Origin of the sequence: Caballeronia calidae (assembly GCF_900044055.2) — a bacterium.
In the GTDB taxonomy this organism is placed as follows: Bacteria; Pseudomonadota; Gammaproteobacteria; order Burkholderiales; family Burkholderiaceae; genus Caballeronia; species Caballeronia calidae.
This window is the reverse complement of record NZ_FCOX02000004.1, coordinates 273479-295435: the sequence shown is the minus strand read 5'-3', so window position 1 is coordinate 295435 and position 21957 is coordinate 273479. Positions and strand designations below refer to the sequence as shown.

Annotated in this window: 20 protein-coding genes; 4 read left to right on the top strand and 16 right to left on the bottom strand. The window is 56.3% G+C overall.

The window, feature by feature from the left end; translation table 11 throughout:
• The first annotated feature begins 234 nt into the window (after positions 1 to 234).
• On the top strand, positions 235 to 1146 hold the full coding sequence (locus AWB78_RS06760) for a LysR family transcriptional regulator (RefSeq protein ID WP_062603446.1): 912 nt from the start codon (positions 235 to 237) through the stop codon (positions 1144 to 1146).
• Positions 1147 to 1313: 167 nt separating this feature from the next.
• The gene (locus tag AWB78_RS06755) at positions 1314 to 2210 is read left to right on the top strand and encodes a LysR family transcriptional regulator (protein WP_062603444.1); all 897 of its coding nucleotides are present in this window, start codon (positions 1314 to 1316) and stop codon (positions 2208 to 2210) included.
• An 85-nt stretch (positions 2211 to 2295) separates the two neighbouring features.
• Here AWB78_RS06755 and AWB78_RS49685 read toward each other — a convergent pair whose 3' ends face one another.
• From AWB78_RS49685 to AWB78_RS06725, 8 genes are all read right to left on the bottom strand, one after another.
• Entirely contained in the window at positions 2296 to 2760 is a 465-nt protein-coding gene (locus AWB78_RS49685; RefSeq protein WP_374729449.1) for a FadR/GntR family transcriptional regulator, read from the bottom strand.
• A gap of 63 nt (positions 2761 to 2823) precedes the next feature.
• Entirely contained in the window at positions 2824 to 3111 is a 288-nt protein-coding gene (locus AWB78_RS49680; protein ID WP_074173400.1) for a winged helix-turn-helix domain-containing protein, read from the bottom strand.
• A 203-nt stretch (positions 3112 to 3314) separates the two neighbouring features.
• Positions 3315 to 4067: an SDR family NAD(P)-dependent oxidoreductase gene (locus AWB78_RS06750; protein WP_062603442.1), complete on the bottom strand. Its 753-nt coding sequence runs from the start codon at positions 4065 to 4067 to the stop codon at positions 3315 to 3317.
• Positions 4068 to 4145: 78 nt separating this feature from the next.
• The gene (locus AWB78_RS06745; RefSeq protein ID WP_062603440.1) at positions 4146 to 4544 is read right to left on the bottom strand and encodes a MaoC/PaaZ C-terminal domain-containing protein; all 399 of its coding nucleotides are present in this window, start codon (positions 4542 to 4544) and stop codon (positions 4146 to 4148) included.
• The gene (locus tag AWB78_RS06740; RefSeq protein ID WP_232477625.1) at positions 4541 to 4978 is read right to left on the bottom strand and encodes a MaoC family dehydratase N-terminal domain-containing protein; all 438 of its coding nucleotides are present in this window, start codon (positions 4976 to 4978) and stop codon (positions 4541 to 4543) included. Before AWB78_RS06740 ends, AWB78_RS06745 begins: the two co-directional genes overlap by 4 nt.
• A gap of 57 nt (positions 4979 to 5035) precedes the next feature.
• Complete coding sequence (locus tag AWB78_RS06735; protein ID WP_062603435.1) at positions 5036 to 6238, bottom strand: serine hydrolase domain-containing protein; 1203 nt, start codon at positions 6236 to 6238, stop codon at positions 5036 to 5038.
• Between the two features lie 72 nt (positions 6239 to 6310).
• Positions 6311 to 7507: a CaiB/BaiF CoA transferase family protein gene (locus tag AWB78_RS06730; protein ID WP_062603433.1), complete on the bottom strand. Its 1197-nt coding sequence runs from the start codon at positions 7505 to 7507 to the stop codon at positions 6311 to 6313.
• Positions 7508 to 7613: 106 nt separating this feature from the next.
• On the bottom strand, positions 7614 to 9047 hold the full coding sequence (locus AWB78_RS06725) for an MmgE/PrpD family protein (RefSeq protein WP_062603431.1): 1434 nt from the start codon (positions 9045 to 9047) through the stop codon (positions 7614 to 7616).
• 306 nt (positions 9048 to 9353) lie between these two features.
• On the opposite strand from AWB78_RS06725, the gene AWB78_RS06720 reads away from it, so the two are divergent.
• Complete coding sequence (locus tag AWB78_RS06720; RefSeq protein ID WP_062603429.1) at positions 9354 to 10151, top strand: IclR family transcriptional regulator; 798 nt, start codon at positions 9354 to 9356, stop codon at positions 10149 to 10151.
• 242 nt (positions 10152 to 10393) lie between these two features.
• Here AWB78_RS06720 and AWB78_RS06715 read toward each other — a convergent pair whose 3' ends face one another.
• From AWB78_RS06715 to AWB78_RS06700, 4 genes are all read right to left on the bottom strand, one after another.
• A complete protein-coding gene (locus tag AWB78_RS06715; RefSeq protein ID WP_062603427.1) occupies positions 10394 to 11380 on the bottom strand; it encodes an NAD(P)-dependent oxidoreductase in 987 nt (328 codons plus the stop codon).
• Positions 11377 to 11721, bottom strand: coding sequence for a carboxymuconolactone decarboxylase family protein (locus AWB78_RS06710; protein WP_062603425.1), 345 nt, complete (start codon positions 11719 to 11721; stop codon positions 11377 to 11379). The genes AWB78_RS06715 and AWB78_RS06710 overlap by 4 nt, the downstream gene beginning before the upstream one ends.
• Before the next feature lie 187 nt (positions 11722 to 11908).
• A complete protein-coding gene (locus AWB78_RS06705) occupies positions 11909 to 13222 on the bottom strand; it encodes an MFS transporter (RefSeq protein WP_062603422.1) in 1314 nt (437 codons plus the stop codon).
• 1082 nt (positions 13223 to 14304) lie between these two features.
• Positions 14305 to 15336, bottom strand: a complete 1032-nt coding sequence (locus tag AWB78_RS06700) for an alpha/beta hydrolase (RefSeq protein ID WP_062603419.1) — start codon at positions 15334 to 15336, stop codon at positions 14305 to 14307.
• A gap of 410 nt (positions 15337 to 15746) precedes the next feature.
• Here AWB78_RS06700 and AWB78_RS06695 point away from each other — a divergent pair, with 410 nt between their 5' ends.
• Entirely contained in the window at positions 15747 to 16934 is a 1188-nt protein-coding gene (locus AWB78_RS06695) for a porin (protein WP_062603418.1), read from the top strand.
• Positions 16935 to 17275: 341 nt separating this feature from the next.
• Here AWB78_RS06695 and AWB78_RS06690 read toward each other — a convergent pair whose 3' ends face one another.
• The 4 genes from AWB78_RS06690 to AWB78_RS06675 all read right to left on the bottom strand — a co-directional run bounded on the left by AWB78_RS06690 (position 17276) and on the right by AWB78_RS06675 (position 21955).
• Positions 17276 to 19534 (bottom strand): xanthine dehydrogenase family protein molybdopterin-binding subunit, encoded by a 2259-nt coding sequence (locus AWB78_RS06690; RefSeq protein WP_198399227.1) that lies wholly within the window; start codon positions 19532 to 19534, stop codon positions 17276 to 17278.
• A gap of 11 nt (positions 19535 to 19545) precedes the next feature.
• Positions 19546 to 20025: a (2Fe-2S)-binding protein gene (locus AWB78_RS06685; protein ID WP_269768923.1), complete on the bottom strand. Its 480-nt coding sequence runs from the start codon at positions 20023 to 20025 to the stop codon at positions 19546 to 19548.
• A gap of 214 nt (positions 20026 to 20239) precedes the next feature.
• Entirely contained in the window at positions 20240 to 21235 is a 996-nt protein-coding gene (locus tag AWB78_RS06680; protein ID WP_062603416.1) for an aldo/keto reductase, read from the bottom strand.
• Between the two features lie 126 nt (positions 21236 to 21361).
• Positions 21362 to 21955, bottom strand: a complete 594-nt coding sequence (locus AWB78_RS06675; RefSeq protein ID WP_062603414.1) for a flavodoxin — start codon at positions 21953 to 21955, stop codon at positions 21362 to 21364.
• Positions 21956 to 21957: the final 2 nt, after the last annotated feature.

The following is a 21957-nucleotide window of genomic DNA, read 5'->3' as shown; positions in this document are numbered from 1 at the left end:
GGGCACAGTATCGAAAGCCTTTTCCGATGACAATCGGCATTTAAGCGCTCGCACGCGACGTATCTTCAATCGACGAGACAGCGATGAAAACAGTGCGCTCCTGAATCTTGCAGAGCATCACGACACCCCTCTCCTCTTCTTGACTGGACGTACTCGCCGTACGGTTCCTGTGCCGATGTTTCGACCCGCTAATGCGTAGTAGAATCGGCGAACACTCTTGAGTCGAGCTCATCAATGCTGCGAGATAACTACCACGACCTGCTTGCGTTCGTAGCAGTGGCGCGTGAACGCAGCTTTACGCGGGCGGCAAACCAGCTCGGCGTATCACAGTCAGCCCTAAGTCACACGATCCGTGCCCTTGAGCGAAGGATGGGTGTGCGACTATTGACGAGAACGACTCGCAGTGTGTCTCCAACTGAGGCGGGCGAGCGTCTTTGGCGAAATATTGGTCCTCATTTCGAAGAGATTGAATCCGAATTGGCAGCTGTGGGCGACCTACGGGACAAGCCAATGGGTACCATCCGCATCACGGCTTCGGAAAATGCCGCCGACACGGTGCTTTGGCCCAAGCTGGCCAAGTTCCTTCCAAACCATCCGGAGATCAACGTTGAAGTCACGATCGAGAACCGGTTTACGGACATCATCGCAGAACGTTACGACATGGGGATTCGTCTCGGCGACGAGGTTGCGCGGGACATGACTGCGGTGCGCATCGGATCTGACATACGGATCGTGATCGTTGGTGCGCCAAGATATCTGTCCAGACACGCTCCTCCCAAGAGGCCTCAGGACTTGGCTAATCACGCGTGTATCAACTTGCGTCTGATGTCGCATGGTGAGCTCTATGCGTGGGAGCTCAGGAAAGGCAAGCAACGTCTGGACGTCCGTGTCGAAGGTCAGCTTGTCTTCAATGGAACCCGGCAGATTCTGAACGCAACTCTTGCCGGATTTGGCCTCGGATACGTGCCAGAGGACATGGCACGACCGTACCTTGCAAAGGGACAGCTTAAGCAGGTCCTCGAAGATTGGTGCCCAGCCTTCCCCGGATACCATCTTTACTACTCCAGTCGTCAACAATCGTCTCGCGCAATGAGTCTATTGATCGAAGCCCTGCGTTATCTGCCGTCAGGCGAGCAGATTCGTTGATATTCTCGTCTACCTTGGCCCTCGGCTAAACACTACGCGGGATCAACTTGGACCTTTCTGCGACTCGTCGTGACACGTTGTTACGAGAACGCCAAACGGTCATAGAAGCGCTAGACGATTGTAGAACTGGCCGATTATCCAGACTCAATCATGAAATGGGCTCGTGAATGGCCAGAGAGAACTTGCATGATCTTGTTGCCTTCGTTCATGTTGTGCGGGAAGGAAGCTTCACCCGGGCCGCTGCGCTGATGGGAGTCTCGCCATCTGCGCTAAGTCATGCTGTCAGCGGACTTGAAGCAAAGTTAGGCGTTCGGCTCCTAATCCGCAATACCCGGCAGATCTCCGTGACCGAGGCGGGCAATCGCCTCTTCCAGTCGGTGGCGCCGAGGTTCGAAAATATTGATGCCGAGGTGGCAGCTGTTGAGGAACTACGCGACAAGCCTACTGGAAACATTCGTATTACGGCAGCTGAGCACGCCGCGAACAGCATCCTGTGGCCCAAGCTCGCCGCAGTGCTTCAAGACTATCCCGAGATCACGATTGAGATTACCGTCGACTATTCGCTTTCAGACATCGTTTCTCAACGCTATGATGCTGGAGTACGCCTTGGTGACCAGGTCGCCAAGGACATGATTGCGGTTCGAATCGGGCCGGATCTACGCATTGCCGTGGTCGGCTCACCCTCCTATTTCAACGCGCGCACTATCCCTCAAACTCCAAATGATTTGGCCGCGCACAATTGCATTAACCTGCGACTTCCTACGCACGGCGCCTTATTGCCATGGGACTTCAAGAAAGGACGACGCGAATTGAAGGCGCGTGTCAACGGACAGTGGGTGTTCAACAGCGGTGAACCGATTCTGCGAGCTGCACTGGCAGGTTACGGCCTAGCCTTCATTCCTGAGGATATGGTGTTGGAACACATGGCCGCTGGGCGGCTGGTCCGCGTGCTGGACGACTGGTGCCAGCCGTATCCCGGCTACCATCTCTATTTCCCGAGCCGCCAGCAGTCCTCGCGCGCTTTCGGTGTCGTGGTCGATGCCTTGCGTCATCGCCCTTTATGATACGCAGCGCAAGGCAAATTGACGACATCGTTGTGAACTATGGAAGGACCAGCGCCAGGCGTTGAAGATTAAAGTGGGGAATTGCCTACGTTGCCCGGCCCGGTATCGCTGTAACCCACGGGTCGCGTGAGTACGATTCCTCGATGTCGCAAGGATCAAGCTCAATTTCGACACCAACGCGACACGTCTGGGTTGCACGAATCCCTTTGATGTGACAGATCATTAGTCGTTCGGCTTCTGTCCCGTTTCCTGCCTCAATCGCCACATTAACGCGGATACAGATGTCTATGACCTCTCTGCGCGTGACAACATTCGGATCTCCCCCACTCGACCCAAGAGCGCTGGTTCCAGAATGGGAAACTGAGTGAAGAATTGCGCAGAGCAGCTCGTTTCCGCTTGCTGTGGCTACAGCGAGACGCCACTTGGTGTTTAAAATGGCGAATAGGTGAGAATCCTCGATCGCTTTGGCGAGATCGTCATGCAGGGCTCGGAGCATCTCTAGGTCTCTCGCCGTTCGGTGCGTAGCCGCCAAACGCGCAAGTGCCGGCACTACCGTCTCGCACGTCTCGCGGGAGGCCTCCGGAGCCAACTTGTGGCTCCGAATAAATTGATTTTAAGTGCTCGCCAATAGCTCATTTCTGGGAAGCGTGACAATTTTTCCACCAAAGCGACCCAGTCTAGTCCGCAGCAGGCCTTCGGCCGCAAGAAGGCGGAGCGCCACCCGAACCGCACCACGCGTTATTCCGGTCTGCAGTATCAGTTCTGTCTCTGAAGGCAGGAACTGGCCCTCCGGAATCTCTCCGCGCAGGATTGCGTCGCGTATTTGACCAGCAAGGACATCGCAGGGTCTCGGTGAGTGAATTCTCCCGATGTTGAGGCATACCCTTCTTGGTTCACGCATTTTTCCTTCGATTTCCACTGAGGCAAGGATAGGTCAGTACGTTTCTCAGGAGTGCGACGACACCGCGCAGCGGGCACGCGGCTTGCCGGTCTCGATTAGCCGACACCCTTACGACCACACCGTCAATGAAGCCGCCCTGCGAATAACGCTCAGAACACGAGGACGTTGGTGTTCTCGCAATTGCCCCCGTGCGTCGCCTGCTGTCACGTAACGGTGAATCCGCTATCGACCGCCAGCACCTGCCCGGTCGTCTTGGTCGACTCGCTCGACGCGAAGTAGAGAACAGCATACGCAATGTCGATTGGGTCGATCAGTCCAAGGATATGTCGCTGTGCGATCTGCGGTCTGGAATTCCCCCCCTGTCTGCGCTTAATAATGCGTTCCGTGAGAGTTGAACCTGGAGCGACCGCGTTCACGCGAATTTGATGAGGTGCAAAATCCACAGCCATCGACCGTGTTAGTGCGGTGACGGCCCCCTTTGCGGCAGTGTAGGCGGCTCGTCCTGACGTTCCTCTCAACGCGTTGATTGACGAGGCGTTGATGATCGAGCCTCCGCCGCGCTTGATCATTTCTGGCACAGCGTAGTGACAACCAAGCCAGGTTCCAAACAGATCGATATCGATTTTCCTTCTGAACTCTTCGAAAGAGGTGGTGGCGACTGAGCCGTCCTGGAGCGTTGACCCTCCCACGTTGTTGTACAGAATGTCCAAGCCACCGAACGTATCAACAGTGCGCTTGACTGCGTCCTCAACGCTATCGGGGCGGGATACATCCGTCTTGACGAAGATTGCCTTCCCGCCCTCGCTCAGCACCGACTGATATACAGCTTCTCCCGTCTCGCTATCGATTTCGGCGATCGCCACACAGGCCCCTTCACGTGCAAACAGCTCAGCGCAGGCTCGCCCAATTCCAGAACCCGCACCAGTGATGAGCGCGACCTTTCCTTCCAGTCTCATTTGAATTTCCTCTGCAGATGAACTTCAGTTTTTTCTCAACTGACCCAGTCAACACAAACATATATGCGCGAGCTCAATCTAACCGATCTCAACTACCGCCTCTCCGCGCAGCACAGTCGTTCCGTCGGCGAGCGTAATAGCAAGTTCGAGGGTCGCAAGACGATCGTTGATCGCGACGACACGCCCGGAGCATGTCGGCTCAGCGTGAACCGGCGTGGCTGCAACAAATCTGGCCTTGTAGGATCTAATTTTTTCCTGCGGCGCCCATTCGATCAGCGATCGCCCGAGATAGGCCATCATGAGCATGCCGTGCGCAATCACGTCGTCACGACCCTTAGCCTTGGCAGCCTCAATGTCGAGGTGACTCGGTTGGTGGTCTCCTGAAGCGCCGGCGAAAAGAGCTAGCGTCGTTCTTGATATCGGCTCGATGCGAAGCCGACGCAGTTCCATCCCGACGCAGCATTCGTGTACGGTCATTTCGATGCCTCCGGATGTCTCAACGCGATGACGAATCGGACCTCAGCTAAGGTTTCCTCACCGCGCATGACGTCTGTTTGCTTCACGACGAACTCTAGCGCACCACCTTTCTTGGTATAGACGTCGACCAGCCTGCGATGGAGAATCAAGCTATCACCGGCGTACGCCATCGCGTGATAAGTGAAACCTTGTTCCGCGTGGGTTGTCTTTGTCAGGTCGCCCCCGAGTTCCGCAAGCCAGCCTAACGGATTTGGAAGCTCAAGCTCGAGGGAATTGCTAAGAAAAGTTGGCGGCACAGGCAAGTCACGATGCCCCGCACGTTTCGCGGCCTCCACATCAAAATAGACGGGATCATTCAATCCGATCGTTCTGGCAAAAAAGCGCAGTCGGCCGCGCTCGACATCGAAAGGTATGGACGCGATCTTGTGCTTCAAGGCTACGTCACGGTCTATGTACATGTTCGGGAAATTAATTAGTTGGCAAAGGACCGCTCACAAGCTGTCATAGAAAGCGTCGTAGTAGACACCGTTGAGCGAATTCTTTCCCGATTGGCACTGGTTCATGGCGTACGCAAAGGTAATACGCCGCTCGACGTCAGCAATGCAGAGGGACCCTCCGGTGCCATACCAGTAACAGGTTCGAGCGCTTGGCCGCATAAACGGCAGCGGGCCGCGCTCCTTGCTCTCGATCGGCGCAAGCGCATAGCCGATGCCCCATCGAATCGGCTTCATGTAGTAGGAGTCGATTCCGCGAAATTGCTCGCGGAAGATCAGGTCAATAGTGGCAGGAGAAAGCAGCCTGACTCCAGTGCATGAGGTCCCCCCCAAGCTCAGCGCCGACATGATCCGGCCCAAGCCTCGGGCATTTGCATGTCCGCTGCTGCCTCCGAATTCTGAGCGCCGCCATTCCGGTGAATTGAATAACGCCAGCGGATCGCGCTTCTGGCCAGAAAATGAGCCGAGGCGTGTTCTCGCCGAAATGGCTCGTTCGACTCCAAGCTCTCCATCCGATTCAGGCGCGGAGCCTTTTCGGGAACCTGCCGAAGCGCTTTCGTCCTCCGCTGGGTAGACAGTCGCAATCCTCTCAGCGTCGGTCTCGGACAGGCCAAGAAGAAAGTCGGCCCTCAATGGCCCGGCGATCTCTTCGGCAATAAATGCGCTCAGCGTCTTGCCAGTCACCCGACGGACTAATTCCGCATTTAGATGACCGAATGAACTTGCGTGGTATGAACCGCGTGTCCCCGGTTCCCACCATGGTGCTTGCGCGGCAAGTCTCGCTGTCGATGCCTCGACATTCATCGCCTCGGCAAGGCTGAACGGCGGCTCCCAGGCCGGAATGCCAACCGTATGACTGAGGAGATGCCGAACCTCCGCCGTTTCCTTGCCGTTCTGCGCAAATTCGGGCCAATATCGGGAAACCGGCGCAAATAGATCAATGTCGCCCCGGTCAGCAAGCATCAGCACAGCAAGACTGGTTACAGTCTTACTTCCGGAAAAGACGTTGACGATCGTATCCTCCGCCCAAGGACTGGAGTGTTCCTTGTCGGTCCACCCGCCCCAGAGGTCGATTACGTCCTCGCCGTCGATGTTGACGTAGAGACTCGCCCCGACTTCCTTGCCCACCTCTATGTGCGTCGCAAGCGCGTCGTACACCTTTTCGAATTTCGCGTCGCAGCGTCCGTTCAAATTCTCCATACTGCTCCTTGATGTCAGTCACACTGTCGCCGGGATGCCAGACTAGCGCCCCCTTCCGATATGTTGGGCGAGTTACTTGATCGCCCCTCTCTCCCGCAGCGCATCGATCTGCGCTTCCGACAGGTCCAGCAAGTCCGAAAGCACGCTATCTGTGTGTTGACCAACTTTCGGGCCGACCGTACGAACTTCACCCTTGAAGCCTGAAAATCTTCCAGCAGGCGATGCCATTCGGATGGGCTTGCCGGTTTCGGGATCGTCGATGGTGATGATTGATTCGCGGGCAATGATGTGTGGGTCTTTTACAATCTCCGCTGCCGAGTAGATGGGACCGACAGCAAGACCTGCTTTCCCGCATACGTCGAGAAGATCCGGAAGGTCATGGGACTTCGCCCAGACACTGACCCTCTGCTCAAGTTCCAGACGATTGGCGACGCGCCCAGCGGGATCGTTGTCGTAGATCTTGAGGGACTCGTCATCCATGGCGGTGCGCAGTTGCCGCCACAGCTTCTCGGTAGAGCAGGCGATGATGGCATACAGGCCATCTTTCGTCGGAAACAACCCATGAGGAGCCCAACGGGGACTGGCATTGCCCATCCGCTCCATCCGCGAGCCAGTCTCGTCATATGTGACAATCATGTCCTCCATGAGGCTGAGCAGAGGCTCATAGAGTCCCAAGTCGATCTTCTGGGGTTCGCCTGTGCGGTCGCGCTGACGCAACGCGAGCATGAGGGCAAAGGCTCCGTAGATTCCCGCGATGCCATCACCGAGCATGGCGTAGCCCGACTGTATTGGAGGGCCACCGGGAAGACCCGTTCGATTCGTGAGACCCGCGTAAGCCTCAGCGACGCGAGCAAAACCGGGCCTTTGCTCGTACGGTCCGGCACCAAACGCGGTGAGGTGGTAGAAGATGATGTCGCTGCGGCACTTGACGAGATCCTCGAATTCGAGACCCCATTTCTTCAACGCGGCAGGCCGATAGTTCATGATGACGACGTCACTTTGGCCAACCAACTGCTTGAAGACATCCCTACCGTCTTCGGTGTTCAGGTCGAGTGCGACGCTTTGCCGGTTTCGTGCAATTACCTTCCACCAGACCGAAACGTTACCTCTAAGCGGAGGGATTCCCCGCATCGTATCGCCAGACGGCTGTTCAATCTTGATGACTTCCGCTCCATACTCGGACAGGAGCGATGCTGCGTAAGGCGCAGCCAGAAAGGTTGCGGCGTCAAGCACGCGAACGCCCGAAAGCGGGCCGGACTTTGATTGCATAGTTCTGCTTTCCTTCTGAAGCAACGTGGCAACGTATCGGGCCGCGCATAGACGGCCGCCGGGATGCGAGTGATATACACGGCGCGCGCCGTGATCTTGAGACCCGTTATCTTCCTAGAACGCTGGCAATCAGTGAGCTGATATCGGAGGCGACATCTGCGGAGTTTTCCAGAGCGGCAATCGACTCTTCAAACGAGCTGGCACGACTTGTCTCAAAGCCGCCGAAGGACAGGCAATCTTCGAGCTTGCGGCGCAAATCCTGGTTCGACATGGGGCTCAGGCTGCCGCCTTTCGCCTCCTCGACCTGTGCAGTAAACACTTTCCCATTGCATACGGCTTCTACGCGCGCAGGGGTGACGTTGCGACCAAATTTCCGCTCGAACTCCTCGTCGACGATGGGTGTTACCCGTGCTGCCACGCTCAGAACGTCCGAGCGTGACAAAGACTCAGCGGTGAAGTCCGAGAGACCAACCTTTCCGTTCACGAGCGCACAGGCGATGTTGTAGCAGATGCTGAATTGAGCCTGCACGACGGTGCTAGGGGACCGACGTGTCTCCAACGGCACGCCGACTGCTTGATTTCCCTGAGAGTTGACCATAACTCGAATCTCGGTCACCTTCGTCCAGTCGAAGCCAGCCTGTGCGCGCACTTGTAGCGCCGCATCGATAGCGCAGTGGTTCATCCGGCAGCAAGGGTACGGTTTGTAGGCCAGATCTTCGAGGTGCCAGCGCTGCCCCAATCCTTGCCGCAACGTATCCGGATCCAAGGAAGATTGCAGATACGTTCGCCCGAGACCATCCTCTCCCTCGAAAATCCGCTGAGCACCCGTTACACCCTTACGGGCCATCGTCACCGCAGTAAGCGCCGCTCGGGCACCGAAGCCTGGCTGCATCCGCTTAGTTAGCGCGCCGTCGCGCGTCACTTGATGCGTTCCCGCCGCCTGAGAATATGCGATGCCAATCGCGTTCAGTGTCTCCTCGGGGGAGAGCCTCAAGACTCGAGCGGCCGTCGCCGCCGCCGCAAAATACGAGAAAAGTGCGCTGTAGATGAACCCGGCCTGGATCAGGCCGATCCGAGTCGCCACGCCCAGTCGGCAGATCAGTTCGAGGCCAGACACTACGGCGGCGTAAAACTCTTTGCCGCTGACCTTGTGATCCGCGACACCCACTGCCGCGAGCGCGGCCGGCAACACGGAGATGCCGCCATGAAGGATCGCCTTGTCGTGTGTGTCGTCGTAGTCGCACGCATGAGACATGATGCCGTTGATCCACGCCGCTTGGGGGGCCGGAACGCGCAAATCGGTCCAAAACACCGCAGCCTCTGGCTTACCGCCCCACTCCCGTACGATGCTCAACACTTCTTGCACACCCGGCGCCTGGAAACCTGCTATCGAGCAGGCCAGCGTATCGAATACATTGAGCCTTGCGGCAGAGACTACCGACCCAGGAATGTCAGAGAATTCGAGGGAAGCTGAGAAATTGGCATAGATCTCGGCAAAGTCCGGATCGGCCTTACAAAGGTGGTTCGATTCGACGTTCATTTCGGTCCATTAGCAAGAATTTGACGTCCGCATCTGTCTTCCAGCCGGCCGCTAGGGCCAGCCCGATTTCGATGAGACGCGGCGTAACTCAAGGTCAAGGCAACACCGTCTTGATGCCAGTCACGTGATGACTCTCAAGGTGGTCAAGCGTCAGGGCCGATGGTGCGCGCCCGCGCTAAGGGCGTCAAAGCGCGTTCCGAGGTCCGGAACGATGAGGGTTTGTCACATTGACATAGCGCATTTGATAGCCACAAAATGACTTGCCTATCGCCGCAAAGCGACCGTCGCAACTGTCACGACCTCACAATGGCAACAGACCCGCAATTCGTCGCCGCCTTATCGCATGGGATAGAGATCCTGCGCTGCTTTTCGCCAGATCAGCCGATTCTGACGAATAGCGCGTTGGCTCGAATGGCGGGCATGCCTCGCTCATCCGTGTCTCGGCTGACCTACACGTTGGTGAAGCTGGGATACTTGGACTACGAGACGGATTCTGGCGCCTACCGGCTTGGCCTGTGTGTACTGCCTCTACAACCGGCAGCATTGGCAGGTATGCGCATCGACGAACACATTGCGCCATATGTAACGGAGTTGGCAAACCAGCTGGATGCGAGAGTCCTGCTGACGACGTACGAAAACTACAGCCTGACGATTGTCCACGGCGCTTGCCCGAGTCCCGACATCCCCACCGCCAGCCTCGTAGGATGCGAACATCCCATTCCGCGCAGAGCAACAGGCCGCGCGTGCCTGGCCGTTTCGAACAGCAACGAGCGCGAAAAGCTCCTCGCTCATCTCGCACACGGCGATGAAGGCAGGTCCGCCGCGCTGCACGAGGAATCCGATCGCGCGGTCACTTCTTACCGCAGCGAGGGGTATTGCACCTCGCTCGGGGAAGTAAGGCCCGGAAATAACAGCATCAGCGTCATGCTGAACGTCCCTCACCTCGGTCGTCGCATGTTCCTCGCTTGCGGCGGTCCCGAGCACCGAATACCCGAGTCAGTCTTGCGCGGCCGGGTGGCTACGTCGCTCATGCAAACCGTGGCAAATATCGAGCGTGCTTCCGCCAGACTATCTTCCCGCATCGATGCAAGAGCGTCACGCTAATCCGGCGGAAGCGTCGAGACATCCGGCATTACAACGTCACAGCCGCTGGCGCTGCCAAACCCTTGCCGTTGGACACAAAGTCGCTCTTCCGCTCTTTCGGCGGATCGGATAAGAGGCAATCAATCCCCTTGTGTCGTTACTTCATCGAGGGAGCGAGGTTTTCAGGTAGTCGATTCGTAGTTCGAGAAGTGCAGCGACCCGACTGGCGGTCCCTTACTTGTACACGCTCCACACTGTGTGCATCACCCGTCGTTTCCGTACCTCGTGTCACTCTGCGCAGCGGGGTCGCGGTCGAGAACCGCTTTAATATCGTTAGGATCGGCCTTGATCTGAACTCCGACCCGTTCCTGTGGTAGCAACATGACTGAGCGACAATCGCGCTCGGTCCATCCGCGATTCATCGCCTCCTGAATATCGGCAAGGGCCAGATTTGCCATCCGCATCGGAACGCCGAGCGCGCGGGCCACGCCCGTCGCAATAGTCATGTCCTTATGGATGATCTTGAGGGCCGCTTGAGGCGGTTCGTACTGTGCAGGAAGGAACTGATCGATAAGACCATCAAACGTGCGCCGCCGCCCGATTGAACCCTGGCGGATCGCTTCCCACAAGGCGAGAGGTTCGGCTCCAGCCTTAACACCGAGGACAAAGACTTCAGCAATGGCTGCCTGAGTGGTCTGACTCGCGCAATTGTGAACTAGTTTGGTGATCAGGCCCGCGCCAACTGCCCCGACATGGATGGGTCGATCACCCATGACTTTGAGCACCGCTTTATAGCGCTGGAAGGCCGTCTTATCACCGCCTACGAAGATGCCCAATCGACCGCGCTGTGCCCCCTTCGCGCCTCCGCTAATCGGTGCGTCCAGCATGTATGCGTCACGACTGGCGAAGGCTGCATGCAATCGCTGCACGATCTCTGGCGAATTGGTGGACATCTCGAAATAGACGTGTCCGCGCCGAATTCCCTCAATGATTCCGTCGTCGCCAAGTGCCACCGCTTCAATGGCGGTAATCGTCGGAAGGCACGAGAAAATCACCTCGCTTTGGCTCGCAACCTCGCGCGGCGTATCGGCCCATATCGCGCCTGCCTGAACATGCGGATCGGCAGCCTCTCTTCGCGAATCGTTCACAACAACCTGATAGCCGGCTTTTTGAAGATTCGAGGCCATCGGGCCGCCCATGATTCCGAGGCCGATAAATCCCACCGTCGGTTTCGTCTGATCGTCGATCATGCTTTCTCATCCCCACGAATAAGTCCAAGATCTTGCAACAGCGGTTTGGCGACGAGTGCCGCCGACAATGAAGCGGGAAATCCCGCATAAAAAGCAAGATGCGTAATGAGCTCGCCGATTTGTTCAGCCGTGACGCCGTTGCTCAGTGCTTTCTCAAGGTGCGACCGCAATTGGTCGGTCTGCCGCATCCCGATCAAGGCTGCAACGGTGATCATGCTTCGCTCCCGTTTGGAAAGCTCGGGCCGCTCCCAAACGTCTCCATAGACAGTCGTATCGATAATCTCGACCAGCTTCGGAGCGACTGACTTGACCTTCTCTTTAGATGAAGAGGGATTTTGCATTGCGCTTCCTTGGTTTCAATAGAGATGCCCGAGCCGCCAGTGAAAAGGTTGCAATTCGCGCGGTAGCCAGCAAGAACGAGTTGGCGTTCTGTGCACGCTGCTCAACTTCGCATGAAGGCGTCTTCCACCCACCCGTTCTTCCGCTCAGCCGGTCGGGTACGCCCGTCCGAACTCACGACTCACGGTGTTAGATCACTTTTCCGGTTGGTGCCCCGCTCGGAGGCTCGCTCACCGACGCAGTCTCATGAGCGATGGTTTCGGCCTCTTTCGTCGTGGGATCGTATGCTTTTTCTTTTATAAACATCGCCGAAATCGCAGCGATTATGTACGCAAAGCCCAAGAATCCCAATCCCATAGCGAACGAGTATTTCGATGCAATATATCCGAGCGTGATCGGTGCAACCATACCTCCAATCCGCCCGATATTAAACACCAGCGCCACAGCCGTACCTCGCATTCTTGTCGGAAAGCTCTCACTCACAAAGGTGCCACCGACCGAATTGGGGCAACCATAGAACAGGCCGAGAGACAGCAGCATAATCCCGACATTGTCCTTTCCCACATAAAATGCCATCAACGGAAATGCAATCGCCGTCACCAATGAGGAGACAACCCAAGTACCTTTCCGGCCGAATCTGTCAGAAGCCGCCCCCGCCAGCACCTTGCCGAAAACCATCATCACGTAGTTTCCGGCCACAAACCATCCAACATTTCGGATGTCAATGCCGAGTCCGTTCTGCAAGTAGGTTGGCATCCAGTTGTTTGCCGAATAATATCCGGCCTGGGAGCTGATTTGACAAATCGACCATGCAATGGCCATCTTCAAAATGAACTTGTCCTTGAAGAGCAGAGACCATTCGTTTGCAGGCTTGAGCTCTTGCCGCTTTTGTTGTCTGGCTACCTTCCAGCTTTCGGGATCTTCCAGGTGCTTCAGCAGGAACACTGTAGCCACGGCCGGTAATGCGGTCACCCAGAACAAGGGGCGCCAACCATAATTTGGTATCACATAGCTGGCACTGACCGCCGCAATCGCGTAGCCAACCGGGGAACCAGCGCTTACGAGGCCGAGCACAGAATTCCGCCTCTTGGTTGGGATGTACTCGTTGACGAATACGATTCCAACGCAATAAACCGCCGATAGGCCGACCCCACCCAGGAATCGAACTATCGCGAATGCCTCGAACGAGCGGGTAAATGCCAATGCGGCGGTCATCACTGAGAACCAGGCGATGCCCCACGCTACAACCTTCGCTCTGCCGATACGGTCGGCGACCCAGCCACTGACGATGCCGCCTGCCATTTGCCCTGCCAATGTCACGGCGGCAAGAAATCCAGCCTGTACATTCGAGAGATGGAACTCTTTGATCAGGCTTGGGAGTGCCATCGCCATATATTGAAGGTCGATGCCTTCTACGACCATAGCAGCGATGATGGTTACCGATACGATCCAGCCCATTCGACTGATCTTGTCATCCGAACCTGATTTGTCGATCGCGATCATTAAAATGTCCCTCCAGTCGCAGCTTTTCCTGATTGCGAGCACGTCAACACTGCATATCAGCCTGCGTTTAGATAATTTGGTAATCCAATTGAATTAATCGTTCAGGCATTTCGAGCTATTCAGGGATTTCTCGCCGACAAGCGTGTCTTCTCTATAAAAATAGAATGTGACGGTTTGCGACCATCCTGATTCGTTCCCTATGGGTGCGGATATCCGTTCACAATCTCCATAGTAAGTTGGTGCTATATCGTCGTAGGTCGGACGCGCCTGCCGCTCCCTAGGCTGAAAATCAAGTTGTTCTCGTGGGTCGTGAAGTGACCTTCTCGATCCGACTGCACCGAACTTGTGCCGTCAGAGGTTGACAACGATTAGGGAATCTCCTGCCTCCGTTTGACGCCGCTTTCGCGTCGATTCAAACATCAACAAAGACAAGATAAAAGCGGATGTGGGCCATTGTCAATGGTTGCCCTTTAGTCGTTAACCCGCCTTACCTGACAGGAGTCCAGCTTACCCGAAAGTTCGGCCGTCCGCCTCCCAAGCGGCCCTACCAGCACGCCGGCATAGCGATGCGCCCCGACAGGCAAATGGGTCGGTCGCTCGATGCGGTTCAAACTGCCACGCAATTAAGATCCCAACGAGGGTTTTCCCCAATGATGCGAAGTGACGGTAACGGTACTATCGGGTAACGGTTGATCAATTAAAACTCTCAGGGAGGTAACTCTCCGTCGAATCGGCGAATGGCGTTCGTTGGTCGCTTGCCGCTGAACTCAAGATACGATCAATCGCTGGGATGCATTCAACCATCAAGGCGGCCGTATCAAACGTTCGCTTCGCAGGGCCCCAAACGCGTGTGAGGGATCTCATGTTGCCTTCGTCTTCCTGCAGATATTCACGTCCGGGCATGCTGGAACGTCCAAACGAGCCCGGTATGGGTTCGTTTTTCGGAGCATGGGTGCCCGGCTGGGCGCGCCGCACTATCGATACCGACGACAGCGTAATTGACGAGACTCGTCGCCTGACCCGTAGCTTGATCAATGCGCTACTCCTGTCGCATGCATTTGAACTCTGAGCCAATGCGCTCATCAATCCAACCCTTTGGAGGCCAAGAACTTCGATAGTTCGTTCGCTACTTCGATATTGTTAAAGTCAGAGAACGGAAAGTGCGTATTACCCTTGAGTCCGATATCCGGCAATCGCACAACACAAGCATCGCCTCCGTGACGATTGACCGCTTCTGCCCATCGTCGGGCCATAGCTAGGCGGACGCGCCACTGGTCCTGGCCTCGATTAGCGGTCGGTTCCTCAGGAATGAAATCGCCATAGAAGATGGCAATTGGGATCTCGGTCAGGCGCTCAAACTCCTCCCCCGAGACTCCCAGCGCGGTCAACGGTCCTGCGGCGCATTCCATTGCGGGAGGAACCTCATCACGCAAAAAGGGAAAATTGCTGCCGGGTTCGTAAGATACGATTGCACGGATATTTCGATGGCGTATTGCAGATAGCCAACCCACCCCGCCGCCCTTTGAGTGTGTCACCAGAATCCCTGGGCCGATCTTGTCGAACAACGCTTCGATCGCGGGCACAATCACGTTGACGTCGAACGGACCGGTATCTGGGGTGATCTGACGGAAGAGTTGATCCAATGCGGTCGGGTCGCGCGAGAACTGAACGTTTGGGAAATAGTCGGGCCACATGCCAATGCGGAAATTATCGAACCATGTCTGATCATCCGCCCTTGGTAGGAGCGTCATGGGTTGAGTGCTGCGGCCAGCACTTCCACGGCGAGGTTGATCGATTAGGTAACAGGCAAACCCCCGACGCAAAAAAATATTCTGAAATCCTTCCCGACCGTCCGGAGTTGTTTGCCAGGTTCTCGAGCACTGCTGGTTTCCGTGCAGAAACACGAGGGGATATCGACGAGCTTCGACCGGTACCTGGTAACTAACATTCGCGTGATCCCCATGCAGAGTTTGTCCTCCTTCGCTCGCGCCAGTGGGGTCATACGTTCCCGCACATCGAATCACTGTGCCACCCACGGCGAAGCTTCCCTGTTCACGAACAGTGAGCAGGGCGGGCGCAGCGTTCGTAGAATGCAACTCGTTTTCTGTTGACATTGATCCTCAGTTCCCAGGTCAGCAGGCGAAGGTCCTTCGACCGCCTCGCCCGATTGCAGCTCAGCCCAGATCTCGCTCGCTCAAGCGACGTTAATCGAGCTATGTGAGTTGCACGTTCGAGATCAATGGTCGCCATCAAAATTCGATCTGTCAAAGCGTGTTCCGAGGCTCGGAACAGTTCGAATTTACCGGGTTGGCCACGGTTGACTGGACCGGCAGGCTGCTCGCACACTTTTGGCTGCCACTCGGCCATCACTCAGCTCCTGTGTCGTGAACCAAGTGTATCGACCAGGAACGGAGCGGCAGCGCGCAGAAGCGGCTCGCAAACGAATAGCTCTATAAGGTAAAAGCAGTGAAACCGCGAAGGCGGGCTTTTGTTAATTTATATAGGTATCCTACGTTAAATAAATATGAACAGAAAAATTGGAGGCAGTCTCGGATGTGCGCTGGTGGTATCTATCTTTCTTCCGCCTGCTGCTAACGCACAAAGTAGCGTGACACTATATGGCCTTATCGATGAAGGACTTATCCTGAATACAAATGCAGGGGGTAGCCATCAATACGCACTAACGAGTGGAATCATGCAGGGTAGCCGTTGGGGACTGCTTGGCTCGGAGGACCTTGGTTCTGGGCTCAAAACAGTTTTCCGACTCGAGAGTGGCTTTGACGCGAGTACCGGTAAAGCGGGGCAAGGTGGCCTTCTGTTTGGCCGACAGGCATACGTTGGCCTCGATAGCCGATACGGTAAGGTGACGCTGGGTCGACAGTACGACGCTGTCGTTGATTACGTGGGAGCGCTAGAAGCAGGTGATCAATGGGGAGGATCTATCAGTGCTCACCCAGGTGATGTCGACAATTTCAACAACACAGCCCGTACCAACAATTCCGTCAAATATACGAGCCCAAACTTGGCTGGGTTCACCTTTGGTGGAGTCTATAGTCTAGGAGGCGTCGCTGGCGACTACACGCGCAACCAAGTTTGGTCTTTGGGTGGGCAGTATTCAAGCGGTCCACTCGTGCTTAGCGCGGCGTACCTCAACGTCAGAAACCCCAATGTCAGCTTCTTCGGGAACAGCACATCTGGAACGCCCAATCCGGCAATCTCGAACGTAGCCTCACCCGTCTTCAGCGGATATGGATCGGCGCACACTTATCAGGTGATCGGTGCTGGTGGTCTCTATACCATCGGCCCGACTACGTTTGGCGGAACATACTCAAACGTTAAATTCTACAACCTTGGCTCCTCCTATGCGTCCGCGTTCAGTGGCCAGACAGCAACCTTCAACAACTTTGAGATTCATTTCAAGTACCAGATCACGCCGGCGCTTGCAACCGGACTTGCCTATGACTATCTCCATGGGAGCAGCATCAATGGCCAATCGCCAGCAAAGTATCAACAAGGCTCGGGTGTGATCGACTACTTCCTCTCGAAGCGGACTGATGTGTATCTGCTTGCCGTTTTCCAGCACGCCAGCGGCTATACCGCCAACTCGACGGGAACCGGCGTAGTTCCAGCCGTGGCTGCGATTAATATTCTGACAGCGTCTTCAAACTCGAACCAGTTCGCCGCCCGGATTGGTATCCGTCATAAGTTCTGACAGGTCCAATGAGGAACGGTGTGTCCGCGTTCGCGGACTCACCCATCGAGGTATTGGCTGCGCAACAGACTTTCCGCGCCCTCGTTCGCGCCTCGAAGGTGGCATGTCGCGCCTTTATGGCGCTTCTATCTTGAACTGACAGTCATCTGCCATGGCCAATCAAGCGGTTGACTGCCGTTGACCATTCAACAATGCGCGCGCGGGTGGTACTCTAAATCAATGTCGCCTCGGGTGCCGGCTCAGCTCGTGAGCTCCGTGCCGGCGCTCAAAATAGTGCCGAGGGATGGCGATGTTGTTGGGTTGAGTTCTTCCTCACCGCTCTGATTCCGTGCTGCGAACCGTCAGCTCCAACTCAGATCTTGCGTGCGAAACGGCATGGACCGCAGACGCTTTCCGGTTGCGGCATAAAGTGCATTGCCCAGTGCAGGCGCTACCGGACCAACGGCCGACTCTCCAACTTCGGACATACGAGTGTGGCCTGACACTGCGCCGAAATGCACGCTGATTCTCTTCGGAGCGTCGCCGATACGAAGCATCGGATACTCATGGAAGTTGCTCTCGACGATACGACCGCTTGCAACCGTAAGTTGCTCGTTGAGTGCCATATTCAATGAGAACAGAGCTCCGCCCTCCATTTGCGCCGCTACCCCGTCATGGTACGCGACCGTCCCCGGATCTGGAGCAATATCAATTGAATCAACGCGCACTACACCGTCCTTGGTGACTTCCACAGTCACAATTGCTGCAACGGTGGTCCCTGCCTCCGGCTTGCCCTGCATTCCCCAGTTCGTGATGGCGATTCCCTGTCCCCAGCCTTTGGGCAACTTTCGGCCCCATCCTGCTTTTGTGGCCACCTCTTTCAGGCAGCTTACCCAACCGCGATCGGGCCAATTTGCGTAGAGTTTCAGTCGATATTCGAGGGGGTCGATTCCGGCGGCGACGGCACACTCGTCGACGAAGGTTTCAATAAAGAACGCATTTGTGTTGTAGCCCGGACCCCGATAGGGACCCGTCATGACGTTGAGGGGGACTGTTCGAGATTCGACAAGAACGTTCTCCACGAGGCCCGAACTGTGAGGACCGTCGTTGAGATAGCGCGCGAAGAAGCCAGGCGCGCCGGCAACTCTGATATGAAGTGCGGCGGGCATACCACTATCATCAAGGCCGGCCCTCAGTTTCACCGCCTTGAGGTCGCGATACCGGCCCTGCCGTGTTGTCTCCTCGCGAGACCAAATGACCTTAACTGGCCGTCCAGGAAACTTTTTTGCCACGGCCACGACCATTCGAACATCGTTGCCATATGCTCGTCGGCCGAAGCCGCCACCAACGTTCGTTTGATGGAAAAATACCCTCTCCGGAGCCATTCCAGACTCTTGTGCGGCAATAATGTGCGCTTGTTGTCCCTGTTGCGACGGATGCCATACGTCAACGCGATCTTTCGTAACCAGCGCGGTGCCATTGAGCGGCTCCATCGCGGCGTGCTCAGCGAATGGCGTGAAATAGACGGCTTCAACAACCTTCTTGTGTTGACGAATGTGCTCTAGGGCGTTGCCTCGCCTGACCTCAACCTTCTCGCCTTCCTGCTCTACTGCGGCGAGTGCGGCCCGGTTGACCTGATCGTTGGCTTTCCACATTGCCCCTGGGCCGTCGTCCCACTCAACGGGCATGGCTTCGAGCGCCTTTCTTGCCTGCCAATAATGCTCAGCGACTACTGCAATTCCACTTTGAGCCACTGTTCCTTCGATGCCGAATGGGAACAGCTTCGGATCGATTGCCGGCCTCTGTTCGGTCGGGTCCACCACGGCGAATCCGAGAACGCCAGGCATGTTGCGAACCTTGTCGAAATCGAAGGATTTCAACCTACCTCCATGTGCCGGTGATTGCATCAACGCGGCATGCACCATATTTGGCACCTTGACATCGATGCCGTAGACCGCAGTTCCTCGAGCGATGAGCGGTTGCTGCACTTTTCTGGGATTCGCTTTGCCAAGGAACCACCATTCGTCGCGGGGCTTCGGGACAGGTTCCAATTCGAGTTGGACTGAGCCGGCCTTTTCAGCCACGTCGCCGTAAGTCAGACGTCGATTGGTTTTGGCATGAATAAGCAGGCTGTCTTTTGCGAGGATTTCGGACCTAGGCACGTCCCAAGTTTGCGCTGCCGCCTCTTTGAGTCGTTCACGCGCGCTCGCGCCTGCCTGCAACAGAATTGCCACGCGCTTCGGACTGGTGGACCGCGCAAAGAAGGCGGCGTAGCCCATCTCCTTAGAGTAGACCTGTCCGTCAACATAGTTGCGGTTCGGCGACGCATATTCTGCGCGCACGTTGTTCCAATCGCAGTTCAACTCCTCGGTCACTATCATCAGGGCTTGCGTCATTACGCCATTGCCGATATCGGGCGTGGCCACGCGTACCGTCACCGTACTATCTTTGCCAATCGTGATCCAGGGTGTGAATTCTGCAGAATTGTCAGGAGGCAACTCACCCCATGGTTGGGGCTTCACAAAGGCGGCCATAGCGCCGGTCGGCAACGTAACGCCGAGCATGAGGCCGCCACTAACCGATGCGGCAGTGATCAGAAACTTGCGTCGACTGTGATTCAAGGTCGCTCTCCTCATGCCTTCAATTTTTTGGCTGCTTTGTGAATCGCTGCCCGCACACGAGGATAGGTCCCGCATCGGCAGATGTTGTTGACATACGTATCGATGTCTGCGTCAGTTGGCTGAGGGGTCGCCGTTAGGAGCGCTGCGGCGGCCATCAACATTCCAGACTGGCAGTACCCGCATTGAGCGACATTTTCCTCGACCCATACTTGCTGCAGTGGGTGTGAGCCGTCTTTGGAAAGCCCCTCAATCGTCGTGATTTGCTTGTTTGTCGCCGCTTCCAAGGGAAACTGGCAGGACCGAACCGCTGCGTGGTCTATATGGACGGTACAGGCCCCGCATTGAGCGATGCCACAGCCGAACTTGGTCCCCGTCATGCCTAGATGGTCACGCAATACCCAGAGTAGCGGCGTAGATGGATCCGCGTCGACCGACACGCGATGCCCGTTGACATGCAATACAACGCTCATTTGTAACCCTGTGCTGGTCATGAAGTCGGTACCCCCATCACGCACCGTTTTAGTTTCCCGGCATCGATATATGGAAACGAGAAAGCGGAGAGCGCCTCACATGCCCAAGTCGCTCGAGTGGACAGCCGGCAGGATGGCGTAGGTGCATGCTCGCTACCCCCGTCGTTCGCGCACCCGGGCATCATGTGTGCAAGAGCAGACGCACTCTTCTTCCACTGGGACGATCGCAGATGCTCTAGCGATTCGTCATCTTCAACGCGGCCTCGGGCAAACGCTCACCGGTGATCGCAATCTTTGAAACTGCGGCGTTGATCTCATTCAGATCGTCGGCCGTCAGTTCAAGATCAACCGCACCGAGGTTTTCCTCAAGGCGAAGCAATTTCGTCGTCCCCGGAATCGGCACGATCCACGACTTCTGCGCCAGCAGCCATGCCAGCGCAACCTGTGCTGGCGTTGCCCCCTTCCTGCCTGCGACACTCTTGACTAAGTCGACCAGAGCGAAGTTTGCTCGGCGCGCCTCCGGAGTAAAACGCGGCACGTTGTTGCGGAAATCGGTTGGGTCAAATTTTGTGTTCTCGTCGATCTTGCCGGTGAGAAAGCCGGCGCCAAGTGGACTGAAGGGCACGAAGCCGATACCCAGTTCTTCAAGCACCGGCAGCAGTTCCGCTTCCGGCCCCCGCCAAAACAGCGAATACTCGCTCTGGACCGCCGTTACCTCCTGCACAGCATGAGCGCGTCGAATCGTTTGAATGCCAGCTTCGGACAATCCGAAGTGCTTGACCTTCCCCGCTTGAATCAGATCCTTGACTGCACCAGCCACTTCTTCAATCGGCACATTCGGATCGACCCGGTGCTGATAAAAGAGATCGATGTGGTCGGTCCGAAGGCGCTTTAGACATGCATCCGCAACCAGCTTAATGTGCTCGGGATGGCTATTCGTTCCCCCTCGACGTTCACCGGTTTTCTGATCGATCTCGAAACCAAACTTGGTGGCGATTACGACGTGATCACGGATAGGTGCAAGCGCCTCGCCAACGAGTTCCTCGTTGATGAACGGTCCGTAGGACTCGGCGGTGTCAAAAAGAGTGACGCCACGATCGTGAGCCGAGCGGATAAGTTTGATCATTTCCTGCTTGTCGGCAGGCGGCCCGTAAAGCGCGCTCATGCTCATGCAGCCGAGGCCGATGGCAGAAACTTCAAGATTGCTTTTCCCAAGCGTACGGTTCTTCATTACTTACCTCTATCATTGATGTGCGGCGTACAGTTGCGACACGCGTTTAGCCTGCGGTGCAAAGGAATCCTGACCTCAAGCTCACAACCCGACGATGCGCCCTGTCATTGGTGGCGGGCCGCCACCTTATCCTTTGGTTTTGATCTCATCGAGCCAGCCTGCCACACGATTCATGGTTCGCCTTTCTTGATCTGCTTCCATCAAGAATCCCTGACGTAGCCTCGCTTTAGGTGCATGACAAGCGATGACAGACCGGCTATTTCCAAGTCCGTAGCCACCGTGGGTAGTGAACGGAATCAGGTTCTTGCCAGAAAGATCGTTCGTGACCAAAAAGGTGCGTATCACAGGCGGCACGGTTTCCCCCCAGACAGGAAATCCAAGGAACACGGTGTCGTAGCGTGCGACGTCCGATATCGTGGCGGCGAGGGGTGGCTGGTAGCCACTATCGCGTTCCTGTTGTGCCTGGTCGACCGTTGCCAGATAGTCCTCAGGATAGGGCCGAGCCGGTTGTATCTCGAACAGGTCGGCGGCGAGTGAGCGGTGAATGAGGCCAGCGATGACCCGTGTGTTTCCGGAGCGTGAGAAGTACGCTACAAGCGTGCGCGAACCCTGAAGCCGCGCACCGCTCCCAACGACGGATACCACTTCTCGGTTACTGAGAGGAAGTGCCGCCAGAGCCATTAGGGCGGCGCGTCGAGATCGGTCAGCAGGCGATACCATGG

Coding starts and splice junctions, on each gene's coding strand:
- AWB78_RS06760 (WP_062603446.1), top strand. CDS start 235: ATGCTGCGAGATAACTACCACGACCTGCTTGCGTTCGTAGCAGTGGCG.
- AWB78_RS06755 (WP_062603444.1), top strand. CDS start 1,314: ATGGCCAGAGAGAACTTGCATGATCTTGTTGCCTTCGTTCATGTTGTG.
- AWB78_RS49680 (WP_074173400.1), bottom strand. CDS start 3,111: ATGCGTGAACCAAGAAGGGTATGCCTCAACATCGGGAGAATTCACTCA.
- AWB78_RS06750 (WP_062603442.1), bottom strand. CDS start 4,067: ATGAGACTGGAAGGAAAGGTCGCGCTCATCACTGGTGCGGGTTCTGGA.
- AWB78_RS06745 (WP_062603440.1), bottom strand. CDS start 4,544: ATGACCGTACACGAATGCTGCGTCGGGATGGAACTGCGTCGGCTTCGC.
- AWB78_RS06735 (WP_062603435.1), bottom strand. CDS start 6,238: ATGGAGAATTTGAACGGACGCTGCGACGCGAAATTCGAAAAGGTGTAC.
- AWB78_RS06730 (WP_062603433.1), bottom strand. CDS start 7,507: ATGCAATCAAAGTCCGGCCCGCTTTCGGGCGTTCGCGTGCTTGACGCC.
- AWB78_RS06725 (WP_062603431.1), bottom strand. CDS start 9,047: ATGAACGTCGAATCGAACCACCTTTGTAAGGCCGATCCGGACTTTGCC.
- AWB78_RS06720 (WP_062603429.1), top strand. CDS start 9,354: ATGGCAACAGACCCGCAATTCGTCGCCGCCTTATCGCATGGGATAGAG.
- AWB78_RS06715 (WP_062603427.1), bottom strand. CDS start 11,380: ATGATCGACGATCAGACGAAACCGACGGTGGGATTTATCGGCCTCGGA.
- AWB78_RS06710 (WP_062603425.1), bottom strand. CDS start 11,721: ATGCAAAATCCCTCTTCATCTAAAGAGAAGGTCAAGTCAGTCGCTCCG.
- AWB78_RS06705 (WP_062603422.1), bottom strand. CDS start 13,222: ATGATCGCGATCGACAAATCAGGTTCGGATGACAAGATCAGTCGAATG.
- AWB78_RS06700 (WP_062603419.1), bottom strand. CDS start 15,336: ATGTCAACAGAAAACGAGTTGCATTCTACGAACGCTGCGCCCGCCCTG.
- AWB78_RS06695 (WP_062603418.1), top strand. CDS start 15,747: ATGAACAGAAAAATTGGAGGCAGTCTCGGATGTGCGCTGGTGGTATCT.
- AWB78_RS06685 (WP_269768923.1), bottom strand. CDS start 20,025: ATGACCAGCACAGGGTTACAAATGAGCGTTGTATTGCATGTCAACGGG.
- AWB78_RS06680 (WP_062603416.1), bottom strand. CDS start 21,235: ATGAAGAACCGTACGCTTGGGAAAAGCAATCTTGAAGTTTCTGCCATC.
- AWB78_RS06675 (WP_062603414.1), bottom strand. CDS start 21,955: ATGGTATCGCCTGCTGACCGATCTCGACGCGCCGCCCTAATGGCTCTG.